We start from the raw sequence: 18,466 nt of genomic DNA, 5'->3' as shown, positions 1-18,466 counted from the left end.
GGATCCAACGGCTTAACGTCGAGAAGCCGATGCCAAAATCGGCGGCTACCTGCTTACGCGGCAGCCCGCTGGTTAACGCGACACGCACTGCCTCAGCGCGGAATTCCAGGGTAGGGTTCGATGCCATGATGTCTCTCCTTTGTGGCAAAATACCAAGTCAAAGGAGCGGAACAAATCCGCGACAGGTCCATTTTGGTTTGGGCCATCCATTGCCCGGCAATGGTTTGCTTATAAACCATGGGAGGGATCAAAGAAGTCCTGATCCGGCAAGTTGGGCGCGATGTTGAACGCATGATTGCTGTCGGTCTTGCGTGGATAAATTTGATCCCCCAGATCAAATTCTTAACCCTCCCCATCTTGTATTTATGGGTCCTAATGATCTTGATGCCATTCCCCCGCATTAAGCGGCCCACGCGCCGGTGCCCAACTTGCAGCCCCAGTTCTTGCAGTTCTTCGGTCTTACGAGGCCGACCATAACTCTGCAGGCTCAGGCGGTGCTGTTCGCGGATATGCGCCAGGATCACCATATCGTCACGCTGTCTGCGGCTCATCGGGCGGTTTCGTCACGCGCGAATTCCTCGCGATGTGACCTGCAGGATGTGGTAGAGAAGTTCGACAGGCTAAACTTTTTTCCAAGTAACGGTGAAAACGAATCTCACCGGCCTTGGCCTGAAAAGAACCTTCTCGGGACATTACTGTGCAATGCCCTAGCGGGCAACGGAAGCATCTGAACCCACTTGTTCAACGGCGAAAGCCCGATGCCCAAATCTGATGAAACTTGCGGTCGTGTTAGGCTGCTTTTAACAGCAATGTTCACGGCATCGCGCCGAAATACGTCGGCGTATCTCGTTGCTATCTCTTGTCTCCTTCACAGCAAACATTGCTCGAAGGAGACCGGATCTAAAACGGGGCAAGACCACCTTGAAAATCGGACATTGCCGGGGTCGTGCCGAGCACTTGGGCGAGTACGATTTGCTTGCGTTGCTCGTCTCGGGTGAATGTCGTGGGGTCTCCATCGATTTCGGCCATGACGCGCAGCGAAATCGCGGCGATGTCGGGTGAGATGGCGCGCAGCATGGCCGGATCTACGACGTGGTTGACCCGTGCGCCCAGATCAAGGGGCAGGACCAACAGCGCGAACAGGAATATATAGATACGTGTCATCATTTCTTGTCTCTATCAGGTGTGGTGTTAACAAAATGTGAGCGGATTTGGTTCCATCGCCGTTGCGTCACGGGGTTGGATCGTTTAGGTCGCGGCAGGACTTTGAGGGCGATGGAATGACACCGGACACAAACGGACTGAGCTATCGGGATGCCGGGGTTGATATTGACGCGGGCAATGCCTTGGTTGATCGGATCAAACCGGCGGCGAAATCCACGCACCGCCCCGGAGTAATGGCCGGTCTGGGCGGGTTTGGCGGATTGTTCGATCTGAAGGCCGCGGGATACAACGACCCGATTCTGGTGGCCGCGACCGATGGGGTGGGCACCAAGTTGCGCATCGCCATTGATACCGGTCTGGTGGATGGCGTCGGCGTTGATCTGGTGGCGATGTGTGTCAACGATCTGATCTGTCAGGGCGCCGAGCCTTTGTTTTTCCTGGATTATTTCGCAACTGGCAAGTTGGATATCGACCACGCGGCGCGGGTGGTCGAAGGCATTGCGCGGGGGTGCGCGCAATCGGGTTGTGCGCTGATTGGCGGCGAAACGGCAGAGATGCCGGGGATGTATCCAGCGGGCGATTTCGATCTGGCCGGGTTTGCCGTGGGCGCGATGGAGCGGGGCGGAGCACTTCCCAATGATGTGCGCAATGGCGATGTGTTGCTGGGGCTTGCGTCGGATGGCGTACATTCCAACGGATATTCCCTGGTGCGCCGGGTGGTTGAAATGTCGGGCCTCGGCTGGGATGCGCCCAGCCCGTTTGGCCCAGGCACGTTGGGCGAGGCATTGCTGACGCCCACGCGTCTGTATGTTCAACCGGTGTTGGAAGCGATCCGCGCGGGCGGGGTGCATGGGCTGGCCCATATTACCGGCGGCGGATTGACCGAAAATCTGCCCCGTGTCCTGCCCGATGGTTTGGGCGCCGAAATTGATCTGGATGCCTGGGCTTTGCCGCCGGTGTTCAAATGGCTGGCCGATGTGGGCGGGATTGCGCCCGGCGAGATGTTGAAAACCTTCAACAGCGGCATAGGCATGGTTCTGGTGGTTCAGGCCGACCGGGCCAATGATCTGGCTGATCTGTTGCGCGAGGCGGGCGAAACCGTGTGCCACTTGGGGGACGTGCGTGAAGAGCAGGGCGTGACCTATCGGGGCACCCTGGGGTGAGCAAACGGGTTGCCATCCTGATTTCCGGTGGCGGTTCGAACATGCTGACGCTGGTGCGCAGCATGACAGGCGATCACCCGGCACGCCCGGTTCTGGTGGTATCAAACACGCCTGATGCGGGCGGATTGGCCAAGGCGGCCGACATGGGTGTGCCAACGGCCATCGTGGACCACCGCCCGTTCAGGGGCGACCGCGTGGCGTTCGAACAGGCATTGCACGAAACCTTGATCGCGGCCCGACCTGACATTATATGCCTTGCCGGTTTCATGCGCATCCTGACGCCCGGTTTCGTGGCCCGGTGGCAGGGGCGGATATTGAATATCCACCCGGCATTGTTGCCGAAATATCGGGGGTTGAATACCCATGCCCGGGCGATTGAGGCAGGCGATGACGCGGCAGGATGCAGTGTGCATCTGGTGACTGCGGAATTGGATGATGGGCCGGTTCTGGGCCAGACGCCGGTGCCGATCCTGCCCGGCGACACGTCTGATACCTTGGCCGCGCGGGTGCTGAGCGCCGAACATCGGCTGTATCCTGCGGTGTTGCGCCAGTTTGCGGCGGCTGATCCGGCGTCGCGCCCTGCGTGAGGGTTTTCATTCACGAAAAAATTGCATATCACCGCCCCAGCCCGGGGCAAACAACTATAAAATGAGATCACCCCAATGATCACGATCACCACCACCGACGGACTTGCGCAGTTCTGCCAAAGGGCGCGCGCCCATCCCTATGTGACCATCGACACCGAATTTCTGCGGGAGCGGACGTATTACTCCAAACTGTGTCTGGTGCAAATGGCCGTGCCCGGCGACGCCGAAGAAGACGCTGTATTGCTTGACCCGTTGGCAGGTGATCTGTCGCTTGACCCGCTGTATGATCTGTTTCGCGATACTTCGGTGGTGAAGGTGTTTCATGCCGCACGTCAGGATCTTGAGATTTTCTTTGTCGAGGGCAAGGTATTTCCCGAACCCTTGTTTGATACCCAGGTTGCGGCGATGGTGTGTGGGTTTGGCGAACAGGTCGGGTATGAAACCCTGGTGCGTAAAATCGTGCATGAAAGCGTGGATAAGACTTCGCGCTTTACCGATTGGTCGCGCCGCCCGTTGTCGGACGCGCAAAAGGTGTATGCCTTGGCCGATGTGACCCATTTACGTGGCGTTTACGAATATCTGGCCGCCGAGCTGGAAAAATCGGGCCGCACCGCGTGGGTCGAAGAGGAATTGGGCGTGCTGACCGATCCCGGCACCTATACGGTCGAGCCTGACGAAGCCTGGCGGCGGGTGAAAACCCGCACCAATTCGGGGCGGTTCATGGCGATTGTGCAAGAATTGGCAAAGTTCCGCGAGGCATACGCCCGCGAAAACAATGTGCCGCGCACCCGGGTGTTTAAAGACGACGCGCTGTTGGAACTGGCCTCGACCAAACCCGCAACGATTCAGGATCTGGGCCGCTCACGCCTGTTGTTGCGCGAAGCGCGGCGGGGGGACATTGCCGATGGCATTCTGGCGTCCGTCGCCGCAGGGCAGGCGGCCGATCCGAAATCCTTTCCCAAACCCGACCGCAGCCGCGAAAAACTTCAGGTTAATCCGGCCATGGCTGATCTGTTGCGCGTGTTGTTGAAGGCGAAATCGGAAAATGCCGGCGTGGCAAGCAAACTGATCGCAACCTCCAGCGATCTTGATGCCATTGCGGGGGGCGAACGCGATATCGGCGCACTGCGCGGTTGGCGCAACAAGGTGTTTGGTCAGGATGCCTTGCGTCTGGTGAAAGGCGAGGTCGGACTGGTTGCCAAAGGCCAGACCGTGGATGTGTTCAAGGTATAATTTGCGAAACCGCGCAGGTTGCGCGGTTTCAATCCGTCACCGTGTGAAAAGCTCTGGCGCGGATTAGCGCCGTGCCGCGCGTGCATTGCGTTGGGCGACCACACGAATTTCGCGCACGTCGGCCAATTTCTGATTGCTCAGAAACAGGCCCACGATGACTTCGCGCGATTGAGTGGTTGAAACCCGCGTCCGTTGCAACGGTGGGCGAATGCGGAATTGATATTCCAGCACGCCATTTACCGGCTCACCATCGGTGAGCGAAACCAATTCACCGTCGTAAAACCCCTGTTCCTGGGGCAGACCTGTGGCACGAATGATCGCGCCGCCCGGCGTGCGTTCAATGCGCAGGGCGGTGATTTGATCGACCATTTTACGTTGATCGGCATCCGCCACGGCAAACCCGCCTTCGGGGGCCAGGGTCGGCGCCGCGGTTGAGGCGCCAAACCAGTTGAACGGGTTCAACCGCGATTCGGCCACCCGGCCACATCCCACCGCGGTGCCTAATATCAAAACTGCCGCAATCAGCGCCCGTGCCATCGCAAACCCCTTTATTGCCTTGTCAGAATTGCTAACGGAAAGCTGCGACATTGAAAAGCCTTGTCCCTGCTGCGCTGCCTGCTATCCCCATAGGAAATGCAGCACGAGGATGACTATGGCCAGCGCCGCCTTTGAAGACATTGCCGAAACCTTTGAATTTCTCGACGATTGGGAAGACCGTTATCGCCATGTGATCGAAATGGGCCGCGCCCTGCCTGAATTGGACGATGCGTTCAAGGTGCCCGCAACCAAGGTGGAAGGGTGCGCCAGCCAGGTCTGGTTGATGCCCAAGATCACCGGGCAGGGGCGTGATGCGGTGCTGACGTTTGAGGGTGACAGCGACGCGATGATCGTCAAAGGCCTGATCGCGGTGCTGCGCGCCCTGTATTCCGGCCTGACCCTGGAGGAAGTGGGCCGCGTCAACGCCATGGCCGAATTGGAGCGTCTGGGATTGAACGAACACCTGTCAGCACAGCGGTCAAACGGGGTGCGCGCCATGGTCGAACGAATTCGCGCCACCGCCGCTGCGCCGCAATAGCAGGGGCGCGGCGCGCTATGCCTTGGCGACTTTTTCCAATGTCGTGCCAAGATCGCCGTAGCCGGTAAAGCGCCGCTCAAACGCCAAGCCCAACCGCTGTGCACAGGTTTTGGCAAGGTCTGTCAGCGCCGGATCATCAGTTTGCGCCTGATAGACCAGTTTGGTGTAATGGGCGAAATACATATCGCGCAGGTCGGGGTGGCGATCCAGCCCCAGAGGCCGCCAGACAAAGGCATCGAACTGACGCACCAGAAAATCGGTCAGATAAAACGCGCTGAATTCGGTTTCGGCGCGGTCGATGAACCCAGCGGTGCCTTCGAAAAATGCGTAACAATGCGGCCCGGGCATCATTTCAACGCCCATCTCATCACAGGCCGATTGCAATTGGCCGCCGGTGCCGCAATCCCCGTAAACGACGAAAATCGTGGCGTATCCGGCGCGGTGTTTGGCAACTGTGGCGCGCACGGCATCGGTGATTTTTTCGGGATGATTGTGCAGGATCGCCGGCAGGCAGGTCAGATCCATGTGATCCCACCCATTCGCCTGTTTCACAGTCAGGATTTCGCGCGCCAATGCACCACAGGCAATCAGCAAAATCCGCCCCTGACCGCTGGCCGCAAGCCCGGTGTCGGTTAACGTGCTGTCGCTGGGCAGGGTGGACACGTCATTGATCCTTGCTTTTGAATGGGTTTGGCGCGCGCCGGTTCAATCGCTGCGCAACCGGACTGCGGTGCCGTAAAACACCACCTCCGAGGCCGCCTGCATGATGGTTGAGGTTTCCATTCGTGTGCCGACAATCGCATCCGCCCCCAGTGAGGCCGCCTCGGCCACCATCCGGTCATAGGATTGTTCGCGCGCCGCGGCCAGAAGTTGCGCGTATTCCTTTACCTCACCCCCCACCAGATTGCGCAGAGAGGCGACGATATCCGACCCAAGATGTTTGGCGCGCACGGTCGATCCGCGCACGATGCCGATGGCGTGCGAAATCTCGCGGCCCGGAATGGTGTCGGTCGTGACGACCAGAATATCACTTTTCGATGCGATCATAATGATCATCCTCGCGGTTGTTCAGACGTTCGGCAATCACCCGCCAAACGACCCATGCGAAAAGACCAACGGGAACAAGCAACACCATGGCCGGAAAGGGCAGGGTGGCCGCCGCCGCGAAAAAGGTGATCAGCCACACGGTGACCCCCGCGCCAATCACGACGCAGGCCAGAATAAGCACAAGGCGGTCAAGTGGCATCGCAGGGCCCCCCGGAACAAAGGTTTCGGCGCTTATCAAATTTGCGCTGCACCCGCGTTTTGGGTGCAGCGCGACATCAGCCGTTTGCCGCCATCTGGTTGTGTTTGCGGGCGACAAAGGATTTGGCCGTTTCCACCGCCACGGCGGCATCGCGGCAATAGGCATCGGCGCCGATGGCTTTTCCGAACTCTTCGTTCAGCGGCGCACCCCCGACCAACACAATATAATCATCGCGGATTCCGTTTGCGATCATCGTATCAATCACCACTTTCATATAGGGCATCGTGGTGGTCAGCAGGGCCGACATGCCCAGAATATCGGGTTTTTCGGATTCCAGCGCCGCGAGATATTTCTCGACCGAGTTGTTGATGCCCAGATCCAGAACTTCGAATCCGGCGCCCTCCATCATCATACCGACCAGGTTTTTGCCGATATCGTGAATGTCGCCTTTGACGGTGCCGATCACCATTTTGCCCATGCGCGGTGCGCCGGTTTCGATCAGCAGGGGTTTGAGGATGAACATCCCCCCCTTCATCGCATTGGCGGCCAGCAATACTTCGGGCACAAACAGGATGCCATCACGGAAATCGTGGCCCACAATCGTCATGCCCGCAACCAGGGCTTTGGTCAGGATATCGTATGGGGTCCACCCCCGAGACAGCAGGATCTGAACCGATTCTTCGATTTCTTCCTTCAGGCCATCGTACAGATCGTCCATCATCTGCAGGACAAGCTCATCGTCGGGCAGATCGGCCAGAATGATTTCTTCATCGTCGGACATGGGAATTCCTTTCGCGGCGCAACACTGCGCGGTGTTTGTTTAATTTAAGGTGAATTTGGCAAAAGACACGGGGCGGATTGCGACACGGCGCGATTGAACCGCGACTTGGGCGCAAAAGGGGCTGGTGTGTGTTCCGCGTTTGTTCTATTTTGGGTGCATGACAGAAATCGATGCCATTCCGCCCGAGCGGCGCCGCGGACGGGGGGCCGCAACCAACCCCGAGGGGCGATTTGACCCCTATGTGCGCACGGTCGAACCCGATGGATGGGACCGCGACGACGATCTGCCGCCCCTGCGCACCCATGTCAGTGTCGAAGTGCCAAAGCGGGTAATTTCGCGCAACGATTCGCCCGACCTGTCGTTTGATCGGTCGGTGAATCCCTATCGCGGGTGCGAACACGGCTGCATCTATTGTTTTGCGCGGCCCAGTCACGCCTATCTGGGGCTGTCGCCGGGGTTGGATTTTGAAACTCGGCTGATTGCCCGCCCCAAGGCGCCCGACCGTCTGGCGCGCGAATTGTCGGCGGCCCGCTACAAGGTTGCGCCGATTGCAATTGGCACCAACACCGACCCCTATCAGCCGATCGAGCGGGATCGCCGTATAATGCGCGGCCTGATCGAGGTGTTGCGCGATTTTCGCCATCCCCTGATCATTGCCACCAAAGGCACGTTGATTGAACGCGATGTCGATATTCTGGCCGAGATGGCAGCCGATGGTCTGGTGCGGGTGGGCATTTCGGTCACGTCGCTGGATGCTGATCTGTCGCGCCGGTTGGAACCGCGCGTGCCCGCCCCGGCGCGGCGGTTGCGCGCCATTGAAACACTGTCGCGGGCGGGTGTGCCGGTGCGCGTCATGGTATCGCCCGTCATTCCCGGCCTGACCGATCATGAGATCGAGCCGATCCTGGAATCGGCGCGCGATGCGGGGGCGGTGGGTGCCCATTGGGCGATGTTGCGCCTGCCGTGGGAGGTGTCGACGTTGTTCGCCCGTTGGCTGCGCGATCATTACCCCAACAAGGCCAGCAAGGTGATGGCGCGGTTGCGCGAAATGCACGGCGGCAAGGAATACAGCGCCGAATGGCACCACAGAATGCGCGGCGAAGGTGTCTATGCCGATCTGATCGCGCAACGCTATGATCTGGCCTGCGCACGATTGGGGCTGGACGGTGAAACCCCACCCCTGCGCCGCGATCTGTTCCATATTCCGCCGCGCATCGGTGATCAGCTGAGTTTGTTTTAGACGCGGGTTTGTGCCACCTTGCGCCACAGCGAAAAGGAGCGTGCGGCAATGAGTTGGAATAAAAGGTACGAGCGCGAAGAGTATCTGTTTGGCACCGCGCCTGCCGATTATCTGGTGCGGTACGCGCCGGTTCTGCCCAGCCGGGCACGGGTGCTGTGCGTGGCCGATGGCGAGGGGCGCAATTCGGTTTATCTGGCCAGTCTGGGCCATGAGGTGACAGCATTCGATCCGGCCCCCGCCGCCGTGGAAAAGGCGCGCAAACTGGCCGCGCGCAAAGGCGTGCACGTGGCGTTCAACATCGCAGGCATTGAGGATTGGGATTGGACCGCGCAGTTTGACGCGGTTGTCGGAATTTTCATCCAGTTCGTCGGCCCCAAATGGCGCGCACGGCTGTTCACCCAACTGGCGGGAGCTGTCAAACCGGGGGGGCTGTTGTTGTTGCATGGGTATGCACCGCGTCAGGTTGAATATGGTACGGGCGGGCCGGGGGATGCCCGGAATATGTATGATGACGCGCTGTTGCGCGCCGCATTCGAGGGATGGCAGATCGACACGCTGCGCGATTACGATGCCATGGTGGACGAGGGCGAAGGCCATTATGGCAAATCCGCCCTTGTCGATTTTGTTGCGCGCAAACCCTGAGGGCTGGCGCGGTGTTCTTTAATTCCGGCGGCGGCCGCGCCGTTCGCGGGTTGGGCCGGTGTTTTCGCCGGTGCCATCGCTGGGCGATGAAAAGCCGCCCAGAATTTCCGCAATCTGGTCAAGGGTCGGGCGGGGGCCTGACCCTTGGGTGTCCAATGCCTCGCGCATGTGACGCAGGTGTTCGGGCGTGGTGCCACAGCAGCCGCCGATAATCTGTGCGCCGCAATCGCGGGCCAACAGCGCATAGCGCGCCATCAATTCCGGTGTGCCGTCATAATGAATGTGGCCGCTTTGAAACTTGGGAATGCCGGCGTTGCCCTTTGCAATCACCGGAACCTGCGGCCCTGCCGCGGCAAACCCCAGCACGGTGCGCAACAAATCCGATGCGCCAACACCGCAATTTGCGCCAAACGCCAACGGCTTGCTGGTTTTCAGGTTTTCAACCATGTCCACCATACCCGCGCTGGTCATGCCCATCATCGTGCGCCCGGCGGTGTCAAAACTCATCGTGCCGCACCACGGGATACCGGCGCGATCTGCGGCTTCGCCGGCGGCTTTGTATTCTTCTGGCGCGCTGATCGTTTCAACCCAGACCACATCGGCGCCGCCTTCTTTCAGCCCTTCGGCCTGTTCGTGAAACATTTCCACAGCGCTGGCATAGGTCAGGGTGCCCATGGGTTCCATGATGTCGCCCGTTGGCCCGATGGACCCGGCAACAATCACCGTACGCCCGGATTTATCGGCGATTTCACGGCCCAATTCGGCGCCGGCCTTGTTGAATTCGCGCACCCGGTGTTGCGCATTGTGCAATTTCAGGCGGCTGGCATTGCCACCGAATGTATTGGTCAAAAACAGATCGCTTCCCGCATCGACCGGGCCTTGGTAAAGCGCGCGAATTTTATCCTGATGGTCGACATTCCAGAATTCAGGCGCATCGCCCGAGGCAAGCCCCATGTTGAACAGGTTCGTACCCGTGGCCCCATCGGCCAGGATATATGGCTTTTCCGCCAGCATTTTAGTTAGGGCATCGGTCATGGATCGGCCTTTTGGAAAGGTGTGCGCCCTGTTGGCATGGAACAGGCGCCGGGGCAAATGACGATGGTTCATGATCATCATGAGCCACCGGGCGTGGCCCGGCACAACCTGCCGGGCCGAATGGGTCAGTCGCGGATTTCGGTCATCAACTGCGCCTTGGCCTCGACCATCAGTGCGGCCATCTTGGCACGAATCGTTGCTTCGCTGGCCTTGTCCCCCAGATCTCCCGCGATTTTGCGATACACGTCTTCTTCGCCCGGCTCTTCGAAATCGGCCTTTATCACTTCTTGCGCATAGGCGGCGGCGTCCTGTTCGGATTTGCCCAACAGATCAGCGGCCCAAAGACCCAGCAATTTGTTGCGCCGCGCTTCGGCTTTGAATTGCATTTCCGCGTCATGGGCGAATTTGTTTTCGAATGCATCCTTGCGTTCTTCGAACTGAGACATTGGGTATCCTTTGTGTGCTGCACCAGTGATATAACCGATATGCCCATGGCGCGCCTCTGGGGCAAGAGGGTGTTCTTGCCGCCGCGCACGGTTTGGCCTATAGCCAAGGCGAACGCGTGGGGGCCGGATGGTGCCCGCGCCCCTTACCGTTTGTTTTGGAGCCACCCATGGCACGTCGCAAGAAGATCTATGAAGGCAAGGCCAAAATCATGTACGAAGGCCCCGAGCCGGGCACCATGGTACAGTATTTCAAAGACGACACCACCGCCAACAACGCCGAAAAGAAGGCCGTGATCGAAGGCAAAGGCGTGTTGAACAACCGGTTGTCCGAATTTTTCATGACCGGGCTGACCCAGATCGGCGTGCCGAACCATTTCATCAAACGTCTGAATATGCGCGAACAATTGATCCGCTCCGTGGAAATTATTCCCCTTGAGGTGGTCGTACGCAATTTCGCCGCCGGGTCGATGTGCAAACGTCTGGGCATGGCCGAAGGCACCCCGATGCCACGACCGATCATTGAATTTTATTACAAAGATGATGCATTGGGCGATCCGTTGGTATCGGAAGAACACATCATCGCCTTTGGCTGGGCACAGCAGCAGGATCTGGATGATATGGTGGCCCTGGCCCTGCGGGTGAATGATTTCATGTCGGGCGTGATGATGGCCGTGGGAATCAAGCTGGTGGATTTCAAGATTGAAATCGGCCGGATCTGGGAAAACGATTTTCACCGGCTGATCGTGGCCGATGAAATTTCGCCTGATTCGTGCCGTTTGTGGGATGTCGAAACCGGCCGCAAGTTGGACAAGGACGTGTTTCGCCGGGATCTGGGCGATCTGGCCGATGCCTATACCGAAGTGGCGCGGCGTTTGGGGGTTTTGCCCACCAATGTCACCCATGCGCCGAAACCGACGCTGATCAACTGAGACGGCATCGGGTTAACATTTGATCGAACACAAAACAGGGGGTTGGGGTATGAAGGCGCGGGTGCATGTGATGTTGAAAGACGGTGTGCTTGACCCCCAGGGCGAGGCGGTGCGCCATGCTTTGGGCACATTGGGGTTTGATGGCGTGAACGGCGTGCGCCAGGGCAAGGTGATCGAACTGGACCTGGCCGATGGCACAACCGAGGCCGACGTGAACGAGATGTGCGAACGTCTTTTGGCCAATACCGTGATCGAACGTTACACCGTGGAGATCGTGTGATGCGCGCCGCTGTATTACACGAGTTCAACGCCGACCTGTCGATTGAGAATGTCCCCGAGCCGGAATGCCCCGACGATGGCGTGGTGCTCAAGGTGTTGGCCTGTGGTGTGTGCCGGTCCGATTGGCACGGCTGGGTTGGCGAACACCCGCGCATCAAGCCGGGGCAGATTGGCGGCCATGAATATTGCGGCGAAGTGGTCGAGGCCGGGCCGATGGCCACCTACCGCGTTGGTGACCGGGTGGTGGCGCCATTCATTCTGGCCTGTGGGATGTGCCCATCCTGTCAAAGTGGGGCGCAGAATACCTGCCCCAATCAGCGGTTACCGGGGTTTTCGGAACCGGGGGCCTTTGCCGAATATGTCGCGGTGCCGTTCGATCATAACCTGTCGTATCTGTCGGATTCGCTGTCACCTATGGTGGCGGCGGGTTTGGGGTGCCGGGTGACAACGGCGTGGCACGCGTTGACCGGGCGCGCGGCGTTGCAGGCGGGCGAATGGCTGGCCGTGCATGGCACCGGCGGCATTGGCCTTAGCGCGCTGATCCTGGGGCGTGCCTTGGGTGCGCGGGTGATTGCGGTGGACGTTGTCGAAGAAAAACTGACGCACGCCATGGGGTTGGGCGCCGAGGCCGCCGTAAACGCCAAAGATGGCGATGTGGCCGCCCGGATCAAAGACATCACCGGCGGCGGCGCCCATGTGAGTGTTGAGGCATTGGGCATCCCCGAAACCACCAACGCCAGCATCGCGTGTTTGCGCCCCCTCGGGCGGCATGTGCAGGTGGGCCTGCCCACCGGCAAACATGCGAAAATGGAAATTGATATGAACACGGTCTATACAGGGCAGTTGGCGCTGTTTGGTACCCGTGGCATGCCATCTTGGCGCTATCCCAGCCTGTTGGGCCTGATCGAGGCAGGGCGCGTGGACATGTCACCGCTAATCGCGCGCGAAGTGACATTGTCACAGGTCAGCGCGGAATTGGCGGCATTTAACGGGCCAACACCGCCGGGCGTGGCGGTGGTTACCGATTTTCTGAACTAGGGGGCAGGGCGATGAAAGCTGCTGTAATCGTTTTTCCCGGGTCCAATTGCGACCGCGATCTGGCTGTTGCCTTTCGCGCGGCGGGTATGGATGTGACCATGGTGTGGCACAAGGATACCGGATTGCCCGATGGCATTGATCTGGTGGGGATTCCGGGCGGATTTTCCTTTGGCGATTATCTGCGCTGCGGCGCGATTGCCGCGCGTTCACCGATTTGCCGCGCGGTGGTGGATCATGCCCATGCGGGTGGCTATGTCTTGGGTATTTGTAACGGATTTCAGGTGCTTACCGAAACTGGCCTGTTGCCCGGTGCGTTGATGCGCAACGCAGGTTTGCGGTTTATCTGCAAAACCACGCCGCTTGAGGTGGTCACAGATCAAAGTGATTTCACCGCCGGTTATGGTGTGGGCGACACGCTGAACATTCCGATTGCGCACCATGATGGCAACTATACCGCCGGTGCGGATGTGCTGGCCAAACTGAGTGATGAAGACCGGATCGCGTTTCGCTATCGCGACAATCCCAACGGGTCGGTTGGGGACATCGCCGGTGTGCTTTCGTCAAACCGGCGGGTGCTGGGCCTGATGCCCCATCCCGAACGCGCCGCCGAAGATGCGCAGGGCAGCGCCGATGGGGCGGCGATGTTCCGCGCATTGGCGGGTGCGCTGGCCGACGCCTGAGGCTTGAGTGCCCGGGCCGGGCGGCATAGCTTAAGCCAATGAGCATTGCGCGCGACATTCCACAGGACCGACCGCCGCGCCGCTGGCTGGTGCGCACGGTGTTTGCGGCGCTGGTGGCGGGCGCGGTGGCGGTTGTGTGGTTTACCAACCAATTCCTGACCCAACGGTTCACCGAAAGCACCCGCAACCGCGCCGAGGTGCGCATGGCGCTGTATATCGGCAACCTGCGGTCCGAACTTCAGCGCGCCAGCATCGTGCCTTTGCTGTTATCGCGCGATCCATCGCTGATTGGGGCGCTGAATTCGGGGGATTATTCGCAATCGACCCAACGGTTGATTTCATACCGTGATGAAATCGGCGCAGCTTCGTTGAAATTGCTGGATCGCGGCGGGCGCGTCGTGGCCGCCACCGACCGTGCGCAATTGGGCAGCCAACACCGCAATGCGGCATTCTATGTTGATGCGCTGCGCAGCAATGACACGGTGTTTTCCATCGTGCGCACCGAGGCGGGTGGATTTACCTTTTCCTATTCGCGCAAGATTTCGGTGGCGGGGGAATTGACCGGCGTGATCGTCGTGGGCGTTGATCTGGCCAAATTTGAAAGCTCGTGGGCGGGATTTTCGGATGCCGTGTTCGTGATGGACAGCGAAGGCACGATCATTCTGGCCACCGAAAGCCGCTGGCGCGGCCGCACCGAAGATGAGGCGCTGGCGGTGCGCAGCGCGCCCACCGCGATTGAGCGCGCATTGCAGGCCACGGCCGATTGGGCCGCTTTGCCGGCCGATGCTTATTTGTCGGGCGAAGCGGTGATGCGGCAAGAGGCGCGAATCCCGTTTCAGGGTTGGCGCATGGCATCCTTTACCACCTACCAATCGGTGCGCGAACGGGTGAATGGCGTGCTGGCGTTGGAAATCATGGCCTTTGCCCTGACCCTGGCGGCGGCGTTTTATCTGGTCAGTCGCAAGGCGATGAACCGGGTGTTGTTTTTCCAACGGGAATCGGCCGAATTGCGCACCCTGAACATTGCATTGCAACGCGAAATTGCCGAACGGGAAAAGGCCGAGAAAAACCTTGAGGTGGCCGAACAGACCGTGGCGCAAACCAACAAACTGGCCGTGCTGGGCGAAATGTCGGCGTCGGTCAGCCATGAGTTGAATCAACCCTTGGCGGCGATGAAAACATATCTGGCCGGGGCGCGTTTGCTGTTGAAACGCAAACGTGCCGATGAGGCGCTCAGCAGTTTCGCGCGAATCGACGATTTGATTGATCGGATGGGCGCGATTACCCGACAGCTGAAAAGTTATGCCCGACGTGGCGGTGAGGCGTTTGAACCGATGGATCTGCGCCGCTCGGTCAGTGCCGCCCTTGCGATGATGGAACCCCAGCTTAAACGCCGCGATATCGAAATTGTGAAAAGCCTGCCGCGCGAACCGGTGATGGTGCGCGCCGATGCGCTGCGTGTCGAACAAGTGATCGTGAACCTGTTGCGCAACGCGCTGGATGCCACCAAAGATGTGGCGCGACCGCAAATCGAACTGCTGCTGGCTGCGGGCGATACCGCCACGTTCAGCGTGCGGGACAACGGCACCGGCATCGCCAATCTGGATGATTTGTTCGAACCGTTTTATACCACCAAGGCTCCGGGCGATGGCGTGGGGCTGGGACTGGCGATTTCATCGGGGATCGTCACCGATCTGGGCGGGCGATTGACCGCGCGCAACGGGCGGGCAGGCGGGGCTGTTTTTGAAATGCAACTCCCCATATTGGAAGAACAGACCGCAGAGGCGGCAGAATAGGAAGAACTATGGCTCAGGCGATGAAGATTGCGATTGTCGATGATGAAAAGGACATGCGCCAGTCGATCAGCCAATGGTTGGCGCTGTCCGGGTTTGATACCGAAACCTTTGCCTGCGCCGAGGATGCGCTGAAGGGAATCACCGCCGATTATCCCGGCGTCGTGGTCAGCGATATCAAGATGCCGGGCATGGATGGCATGGCGTTCCTGAAACGGCTGATGACAGTGGATTCGTCGCTGCCGGTGATCATGATTACCGGCCATGGCGATGTGCCGATGGCGGTTGAAGCGATGCGCGTTGGTGCGTTTGATTTTCTGGAAAAACCGTTCAACCCCGACCGGATGACCGAATTGGCCAAAAAGGCCACATCAAAACGCCGCCTGACTCTGGACAGTCGGGCGTTGCGGCGCGAATTGTCTGACGGCACCGGGATCATGCGCAAAGTGATCGGATCGAGCCAGGTGATGGAGCGCTTGCGCGAAGATATCCTCGATCTGGGTCAGGCCGATGGCCATGTGTTGATTGATGGCGAAACCGGCACCGGCAAAACTTTGGTTGCGCATGCGCTTCATGCGGTGGGGGCCAAGGCGGGGCGCAAATTTGTGCTGGCGTCCTGTTCGGGGTTAGAGCCTGACGCGATGGCCGAACGTTTGTTTGGCCGCCCCGGCGAAAGCGATCAGATGCCGTTGTTGGAAGAGGCGCGCGGCGGCACCCTGGTTCTGGAAGATATTGATGCATTGCCGGTGGCATTACAGGCGCGGCTGCTGACCTGGATCAACGATCAGGGCACGCCGGCCGAAACCCGCCTGGTGGCGATTTCAAACCTGCAGGAACAGGGCAAAACCTGTGAAGACGTGTTGCGCCCCGATCTGTATTACCGTCTGGCAGCGATGAAAATCACCCTGCCGCCATTGCGTGCGCGCGGCGAAGATATTTTAACCCTGTTCGCGCGGTTTTCCGAACAATTCGCCGAGGAATATGGCTGCGACGCGCCCGAGGTTTCGGCGCAAGAGGCGGCGCAATTGTTGCAAGCGCCCTGGCCCGGAAACATCCGCCAATTGGTCAATGTGGCCGAGCGCGCCGTGCTGCAAAACCGGCGTGGCACCGGCACCATTTCATCGCTGTTGATGGCCGATAACGAGGAAAGCGAACCGGGCATGACCACCGAAGGCAAGCCGCTGAAGGAATATGTCGAAGCGTTCGAGCGGATGCTGATCGACAACACAATGCGCCGCCACAAGGGCAGCATCGTCAGTGTGATGGATGAACTTTGCCTGCCGCGCCGCACGTTGAACGAAAAGATGGCGAAATATAATCTCAGCCGGTCGGACTATTTGTAAAGGATCGGCGGGGGGTAACGCCCCCGCCAACCTTTCGCGATCAATCCAATCCCATGCAGCTTGCATAGTACGATACGGTGGCGGGCCAATCGGAAAACACGCCGCTAACGCCCACATCTTTCGCCAGCACATCCAGCAATTCAAATGTATCGCCATCGGTGTCGATCACGTCTTTGACTGACTGGAAATACCACCCACCGCCGTCGGCCAACGGCCCGGATCTTTCAAGTGACCAGGCGATGATGTTGAGATTGGCGGCTTTTGCCTCTTGCGCATAGATCGACGGAACCATTTTGCCATCTTCCACCGTGACCAGCATCCAAAGCGGCGGCGCGATGTAATTGACACCCATATCGGCCAATTCCTGCATCGTCGGTTTGAACGTGGTGGCATCCATCGGGTCAATCAGGCCCTCATCGTCATCGCTGGCCTCGTATCTGTCATCCAGATACACGGCCTGTGCGCCGAATTCCGGTTCATTTTCGATCCAGTATTTGATGTCGGACAGATCAAAGGACTGCGCCCAGACATCCGAGGCGGGCACGTCGGCGGCCTTGTAGTCATCAATCAGTTTCTGCGCATAATCCGCCTGTGAAAACCCATCAAACGGCATTTCGACGCTGGGCGATTTCAGCTCAGGCGTGAATTTCACCCCCAGATCTTTGAACAGTTCGATCGATTCTGCATGGGTCATCAATGTGCCGGTTGTGGCGTAAAGATCGGTGCGCCACCCGGCAGTCCCGTTTTGGTATTCGGCAACTGTGGTGGCGGCGCTGTTGGCGGCATCCATCTTGCCATTCAGGCTGCGAAATTCCGCCAATGTAATGTCGGATGCGCGGCATTCGGCGGTGGCGTTTTGATCGCCCGACGCCGGGGTAAACCCGGCGGTGCATTTTTCGCCAAGCTCGGTGGCAAGGATATTGGTGGTGGTGTGCAGATCGTTTTGCGCGTGACGACACACCAATTCCTTGTCGGCGGTAAAGGTTACGTCACATTCCATGATTCCCGCCCCCATCCGCGCCGCGGCGGTGTACCCTTCAACGGTATGTTCGGGAAATTGCAGCGGCGCACCGCGATGGCCAATGGAAAACAGCGTGCGCTTGGGTTCGGTATCGGCGCAGCCGGCAAGGGTGTCTTTCAGCGGGCCGTCGGCCATGGTGGCGATCAGATAGCCGGGCCGCGGCCCCAATTCGATTCTCTCCGCATAAGCGGGCTGGGCAATTACCAATGTCAGCAAAGACAGGGCAGTGGTGGTGTGCAGGGTATTCATGGTGAAGGCTCCGTTGTTGAAAGAACATCTTCGTCCGAGGTGCCACGGCCATGTGACGGTAACACAACGGCCACACGACAGTTTCGTGATCGCGCGCCCATTCTACCCATGCACGAAACAGGCGATTTTCATACACGCAAAACGAAACCATATTTCAGAGCAGGAGCGGTGAATATAATCGTTGTCATTCTGCCGCTTGGACCGCTATTATGACATATTGGCGAATGACCCCTTGTCGGGGCGTCCCTTTTATTGAGTTTCACTGTCCGAAATGGCTGTCTGATTGGGCAGCGCGGCCCTAAGCCGGCGTTTCGTGGCAAGATGATCGGCCTTCGGGCCAGGCGAATGCCCGTGTGTCTTTCAACAGGCCGGGTTTGAAATGGGCACCCTCACCGGTGTCGGAGCAAGAAACGCGATGACGCGCGACGGAACAGAGGACAGCGGGCAGAGGGCTTTTCGCCCCGTGTTTGCGTGCCTGCCCCCCGGCGCATCGCCCTTAACATATAACACAACCTTGGCAGC

General features: G+C 59.1%; 22 protein-coding genes and 1 pseudogene. 12 read left to right on the top strand and 11 right to left on the bottom strand.

Going from position 1 to position 18,466, the window contains the following annotated elements; genetic code table 11:
- The 3 genes and pseudogenes from C8265_RS03015 to C8265_RS03005 form a co-directional block, all read right to left on the bottom strand.
- The coding region (locus C8265_RS03015; protein ID WP_164512250.1) for a helix-turn-helix domain-containing protein at window positions 1-127 on the bottom strand (127 nt) is incomplete at its 3' end.
- 125 nt (window positions 128-252) lie between these two features.
- A pseudogene (locus tag C8265_RS03010) lies at window positions 253-554 on the bottom strand (IS3 family transposase); the annotation flags it as partial.
- 346 nt (window positions 555-900) lie between these two features.
- A complete protein-coding gene (locus tag C8265_RS03005; protein WP_108482463.1) occupies window positions 901-1,167 on the bottom strand; it encodes a hypothetical protein in 267 nt (88 codons plus the stop codon).
- Window positions 1,168-1,280: 113 nt separating this feature from the next.
- Between C8265_RS03005 and purM the strand changes: the two genes are divergently transcribed.
- From purM to rnd, 3 genes are all read left to right on the top strand, one after another.
- Window positions 1,281-2,327, top strand: coding sequence for a phosphoribosylformylglycinamidine cyclo-ligase (gene purM, locus C8265_RS03000; RefSeq protein WP_108482462.1), 1,047 nt, complete (start codon window positions 1,281-1,283; stop codon window positions 2,325-2,327).
- The gene (gene purN, locus C8265_RS02995) at window positions 2,324-2,914 is read left to right on the top strand and encodes a phosphoribosylglycinamide formyltransferase (protein WP_108482461.1); all 591 of its coding nucleotides are present in this window, start codon (window positions 2,324-2,326) and stop codon (window positions 2,912-2,914) included. The genes purM and purN overlap by 4 nt, the downstream gene beginning before the upstream one ends.
- A gap of 75 nt (window positions 2,915-2,989) precedes the next feature.
- Window positions 2,990-4,147 carry a ribonuclease D gene (rnd, locus tag C8265_RS02990; protein ID WP_108482460.1) on the top strand — a complete coding sequence of 386 codons (1,158 nt, stop codon included), beginning with the start codon at window positions 2,990-2,992 and terminating at the stop codon, window positions 4,145-4,147.
- 63 nt (window positions 4,148-4,210) lie between these two features.
- Here the strand turns inward: rnd and C8265_RS02985 are convergent, their stop codons facing one another.
- Window positions 4,211-4,735 carry a hypothetical protein gene (locus C8265_RS02985; protein WP_240610945.1) on the bottom strand — a complete coding sequence of 175 codons (525 nt, stop codon included), beginning with the start codon at window positions 4,733-4,735 and terminating at the stop codon, window positions 4,211-4,213.
- A gap of 64 nt (window positions 4,736-4,799) precedes the next feature.
- Between C8265_RS02985 and C8265_RS02980 the strand changes: the two genes are divergently transcribed.
- The gene (locus tag C8265_RS02980) at window positions 4,800-5,222 is read left to right on the top strand and encodes a SufE family protein (RefSeq protein ID WP_108482459.1); all 423 of its coding nucleotides are present in this window, start codon (window positions 4,800-4,802) and stop codon (window positions 5,220-5,222) included.
- Window positions 5,223-5,237: 15 nt separating this feature from the next.
- Here the strand turns inward: C8265_RS02980 and C8265_RS02975 are convergent, their stop codons facing one another.
- The 4 genes from C8265_RS02975 to C8265_RS02960 all read right to left on the bottom strand — a co-directional run bounded on the left by C8265_RS02975 (window position 5,238) and on the right by C8265_RS02960 (window position 7,249).
- A complete protein-coding gene (locus C8265_RS02975; RefSeq protein ID WP_108482531.1) occupies window positions 5,238-5,876 on the bottom strand; it encodes a DUF1638 domain-containing protein in 639 nt (212 codons plus the stop codon).
- 51 nt (window positions 5,877-5,927) lie between these two features.
- The gene (locus C8265_RS02970) at window positions 5,928-6,269 is read right to left on the bottom strand and encodes a YbjQ family protein (RefSeq protein ID WP_108482458.1); all 342 of its coding nucleotides are present in this window, start codon (window positions 6,267-6,269) and stop codon (window positions 5,928-5,930) included.
- Window positions 6,250-6,468: a hypothetical protein gene (locus tag C8265_RS02965; protein ID WP_108482530.1), complete on the bottom strand. Its 219-nt coding sequence runs from the start codon at window positions 6,466-6,468 to the stop codon at window positions 6,250-6,252. The genes C8265_RS02970 and C8265_RS02965 overlap by 20 nt, the downstream gene beginning before the upstream one ends.
- A gap of 76 nt (window positions 6,469-6,544) precedes the next feature.
- Window positions 6,545-7,249, bottom strand: coding sequence for a corrinoid protein (locus C8265_RS02960; protein WP_108482457.1), 705 nt, complete (start codon window positions 7,247-7,249; stop codon window positions 6,545-6,547).
- A 157-nt stretch (window positions 7,250-7,406) separates the two neighbouring features.
- Between C8265_RS02960 and C8265_RS02955 the strand changes: the two genes are divergently transcribed.
- Together C8265_RS02955 and C8265_RS02950 are read left to right on the top strand one after the other, a co-directional pair.
- A complete protein-coding gene (locus C8265_RS02955; protein ID WP_108482529.1) occupies window positions 7,407-8,489 on the top strand; it encodes a PA0069 family radical SAM protein in 1,083 nt (360 codons plus the stop codon).
- A gap of 48 nt (window positions 8,490-8,537) precedes the next feature.
- A complete protein-coding gene (locus C8265_RS02950; RefSeq protein ID WP_108482456.1) occupies window positions 8,538-9,131 on the top strand; it encodes an SAM-dependent methyltransferase in 594 nt (197 codons plus the stop codon).
- An 18-nt stretch (window positions 9,132-9,149) separates the two neighbouring features.
- Here the strand turns inward: C8265_RS02950 and bmt are convergent, their stop codons facing one another.
- Window positions 9,150-10,166: a betaine--homocysteine S-methyltransferase gene (bmt, locus tag C8265_RS02945; protein ID WP_108482528.1), complete on the bottom strand. Its 1,017-nt coding sequence runs from the start codon at window positions 10,164-10,166 to the stop codon at window positions 9,150-9,152.
- 125 nt (window positions 10,167-10,291) lie between these two features.
- Window positions 10,292-10,612 (bottom strand): DUF1476 domain-containing protein, encoded by a 321-nt coding sequence (locus tag C8265_RS02940; protein ID WP_108482455.1) that lies wholly within the window; start codon window positions 10,610-10,612, stop codon window positions 10,292-10,294.
- 167 nt (window positions 10,613-10,779) lie between these two features.
- Here C8265_RS02940 and purC point away from each other — a divergent pair, with 167 nt between their 5' ends.
- The 6 genes from purC to C8265_RS02910 are packed head-to-tail and all read left to right on the top strand — an operon-like array spanning window position 10,780 to window position 16,674.
- Window positions 10,780-11,541, top strand: a complete 762-nt coding sequence (purC, locus tag C8265_RS02935; protein WP_108482527.1) for a phosphoribosylaminoimidazolesuccinocarboxamide synthase — start codon at window positions 10,780-10,782, stop codon at window positions 11,539-11,541.
- 49 nt (window positions 11,542-11,590) lie between these two features.
- Complete coding sequence (purS, locus tag C8265_RS02930) at window positions 11,591-11,821, top strand: phosphoribosylformylglycinamidine synthase subunit PurS (RefSeq protein WP_108482454.1); 231 nt, start codon at window positions 11,591-11,593, stop codon at window positions 11,819-11,821.
- The gene (locus C8265_RS02925; protein ID WP_108482453.1) at window positions 11,821-12,858 is read left to right on the top strand and encodes a zinc-dependent alcohol dehydrogenase family protein; all 1,038 of its coding nucleotides are present in this window, start codon (window positions 11,821-11,823) and stop codon (window positions 12,856-12,858) included. Before purS ends, C8265_RS02925 begins: the two co-directional genes overlap by 1 nt.
- 11 nt (window positions 12,859-12,869) lie before the next feature.
- Complete coding sequence (gene purQ / locus C8265_RS02920) at window positions 12,870-13,538, top strand: phosphoribosylformylglycinamidine synthase subunit PurQ (RefSeq protein ID WP_108482452.1); 669 nt, start codon at window positions 12,870-12,872, stop codon at window positions 13,536-13,538.
- Window positions 13,539-13,576: 38 nt separating this feature from the next.
- Window positions 13,577-15,334: a sensor histidine kinase gene (locus tag C8265_RS02915; RefSeq protein WP_108482451.1), complete on the top strand. Its 1,758-nt coding sequence runs from the start codon at window positions 13,577-13,579 to the stop codon at window positions 15,332-15,334.
- An 8-nt stretch (window positions 15,335-15,342) separates the two neighbouring features.
- Window positions 15,343-16,674: a sigma-54-dependent transcriptional regulator gene (locus C8265_RS02910; protein ID WP_108482450.1), complete on the top strand. Its 1,332-nt coding sequence runs from the start codon at window positions 15,343-15,345 to the stop codon at window positions 16,672-16,674.
- Window positions 16,675-16,714: 40 nt separating this feature from the next.
- Here C8265_RS02910 and C8265_RS02905 read toward each other — a convergent pair whose 3' ends face one another.
- Window positions 16,715-17,944 carry a glycerophosphodiester phosphodiesterase family protein gene (locus C8265_RS02905; RefSeq protein ID WP_108482449.1) on the bottom strand — a complete coding sequence of 410 codons (1,230 nt, stop codon included), beginning with the start codon at window positions 17,942-17,944 and terminating at the stop codon, window positions 16,715-16,717.
- Window positions 17,945-18,466: the final 522 nt, after the last annotated feature.

The organism is Oceaniglobus ichthyenteri, assembly GCF_003057885.1.
Taxonomy (GTDB): domain Bacteria; phylum Pseudomonadota; class Alphaproteobacteria; order Rhodobacterales; family Rhodobacteraceae; genus Oceaniglobus; species Oceaniglobus ichthyenteri.
The sequence above is the reverse complement of the archived record's forward strand: the minus strand, read 5'-3'. Positions and strand labels throughout refer to the sequence as shown.

What these genes read in the sequence shown, in the direction of transcription:
- C8265_RS02940 (WP_108482455.1), bottom strand. Translation starts at nt 10,612, where the DNA reads ATGTCTCAGTTCGAAGAACGCAAGGATGCATTCGAAAACAAATTCGCC.
- C8265_RS02970 (WP_108482458.1), bottom strand. Translation starts at nt 6,269, where the DNA reads ATGATCGCATCGAAAAGTGATATTCTGGTCGTCACGACCGACACCATT.
- rnd (WP_108482460.1), top strand. Translation starts at nt 2,990, where the DNA reads ATGATCACGATCACCACCACCGACGGACTTGCGCAGTTCTGCCAAAGG.
- C8265_RS02960 (WP_108482457.1), bottom strand. Translation starts at nt 7,249, where the DNA reads ATGTCCGACGATGAAGAAATCATTCTGGCCGATCTGCCCGACGATGAG.
- purQ (WP_108482452.1), top strand. Translation starts at nt 12,870, where the DNA reads ATGAAAGCTGCTGTAATCGTTTTTCCCGGGTCCAATTGCGACCGCGAT.
- purS (WP_108482454.1), top strand. Translation starts at nt 11,591, where the DNA reads ATGAAGGCGCGGGTGCATGTGATGTTGAAAGACGGTGTGCTTGACCCC.
- C8265_RS02985 (WP_240610945.1), bottom strand. Translation starts at nt 4,735, where the DNA reads ATGTCGCAGCTTTCCGTTAGCAATTCTGACAAGGCAATAAAGGGGTTT.
- C8265_RS02980 (WP_108482459.1), top strand. Translation starts at nt 4,800, where the DNA reads ATGGCCAGCGCCGCCTTTGAAGACATTGCCGAAACCTTTGAATTTCTC.
- C8265_RS02950 (WP_108482456.1), top strand. Translation starts at nt 8,538, where the DNA reads ATGAGTTGGAATAAAAGGTACGAGCGCGAAGAGTATCTGTTTGGCACC.
- C8265_RS03005 (WP_108482463.1), bottom strand. Translation starts at nt 1,167, where the DNA reads ATGATGACACGTATCTATATATTCCTGTTCGCGCTGTTGGTCCTGCCC.
- C8265_RS02905 (WP_108482449.1), bottom strand. Translation starts at nt 17,944, where the DNA reads ATGAATACCCTGCACACCACCACTGCCCTGTCTTTGCTGACATTGGTA.
- C8265_RS02910 (WP_108482450.1), top strand. Translation starts at nt 15,343, where the DNA reads ATGGCTCAGGCGATGAAGATTGCGATTGTCGATGATGAAAAGGACATG.
- C8265_RS02965 (WP_108482530.1), bottom strand. Translation starts at nt 6,468, where the DNA reads ATGCCACTTGACCGCCTTGTGCTTATTCTGGCCTGCGTCGTGATTGGC.
- C8265_RS02925 (WP_108482453.1), top strand. Translation starts at nt 11,821, where the DNA reads ATGCGCGCCGCTGTATTACACGAGTTCAACGCCGACCTGTCGATTGAG.
- purM (WP_108482462.1), top strand. Translation starts at nt 1,281, where the DNA reads ATGACACCGGACACAAACGGACTGAGCTATCGGGATGCCGGGGTTGAT.
- bmt (WP_108482528.1), bottom strand. Translation starts at nt 10,166, where the DNA reads ATGACCGATGCCCTAACTAAAATGCTGGCGGAAAAGCCATATATCCTG.
- C8265_RS02915 (WP_108482451.1), top strand. Translation starts at nt 13,577, where the DNA reads ATGAGCATTGCGCGCGACATTCCACAGGACCGACCGCCGCGCCGCTGG.
- C8265_RS02955 (WP_108482529.1), top strand. Translation starts at nt 7,407, where the DNA reads ATGACAGAAATCGATGCCATTCCGCCCGAGCGGCGCCGCGGACGGGGG.
- purC (WP_108482527.1), top strand. Translation starts at nt 10,780, where the DNA reads ATGGCACGTCGCAAGAAGATCTATGAAGGCAAGGCCAAAATCATGTAC.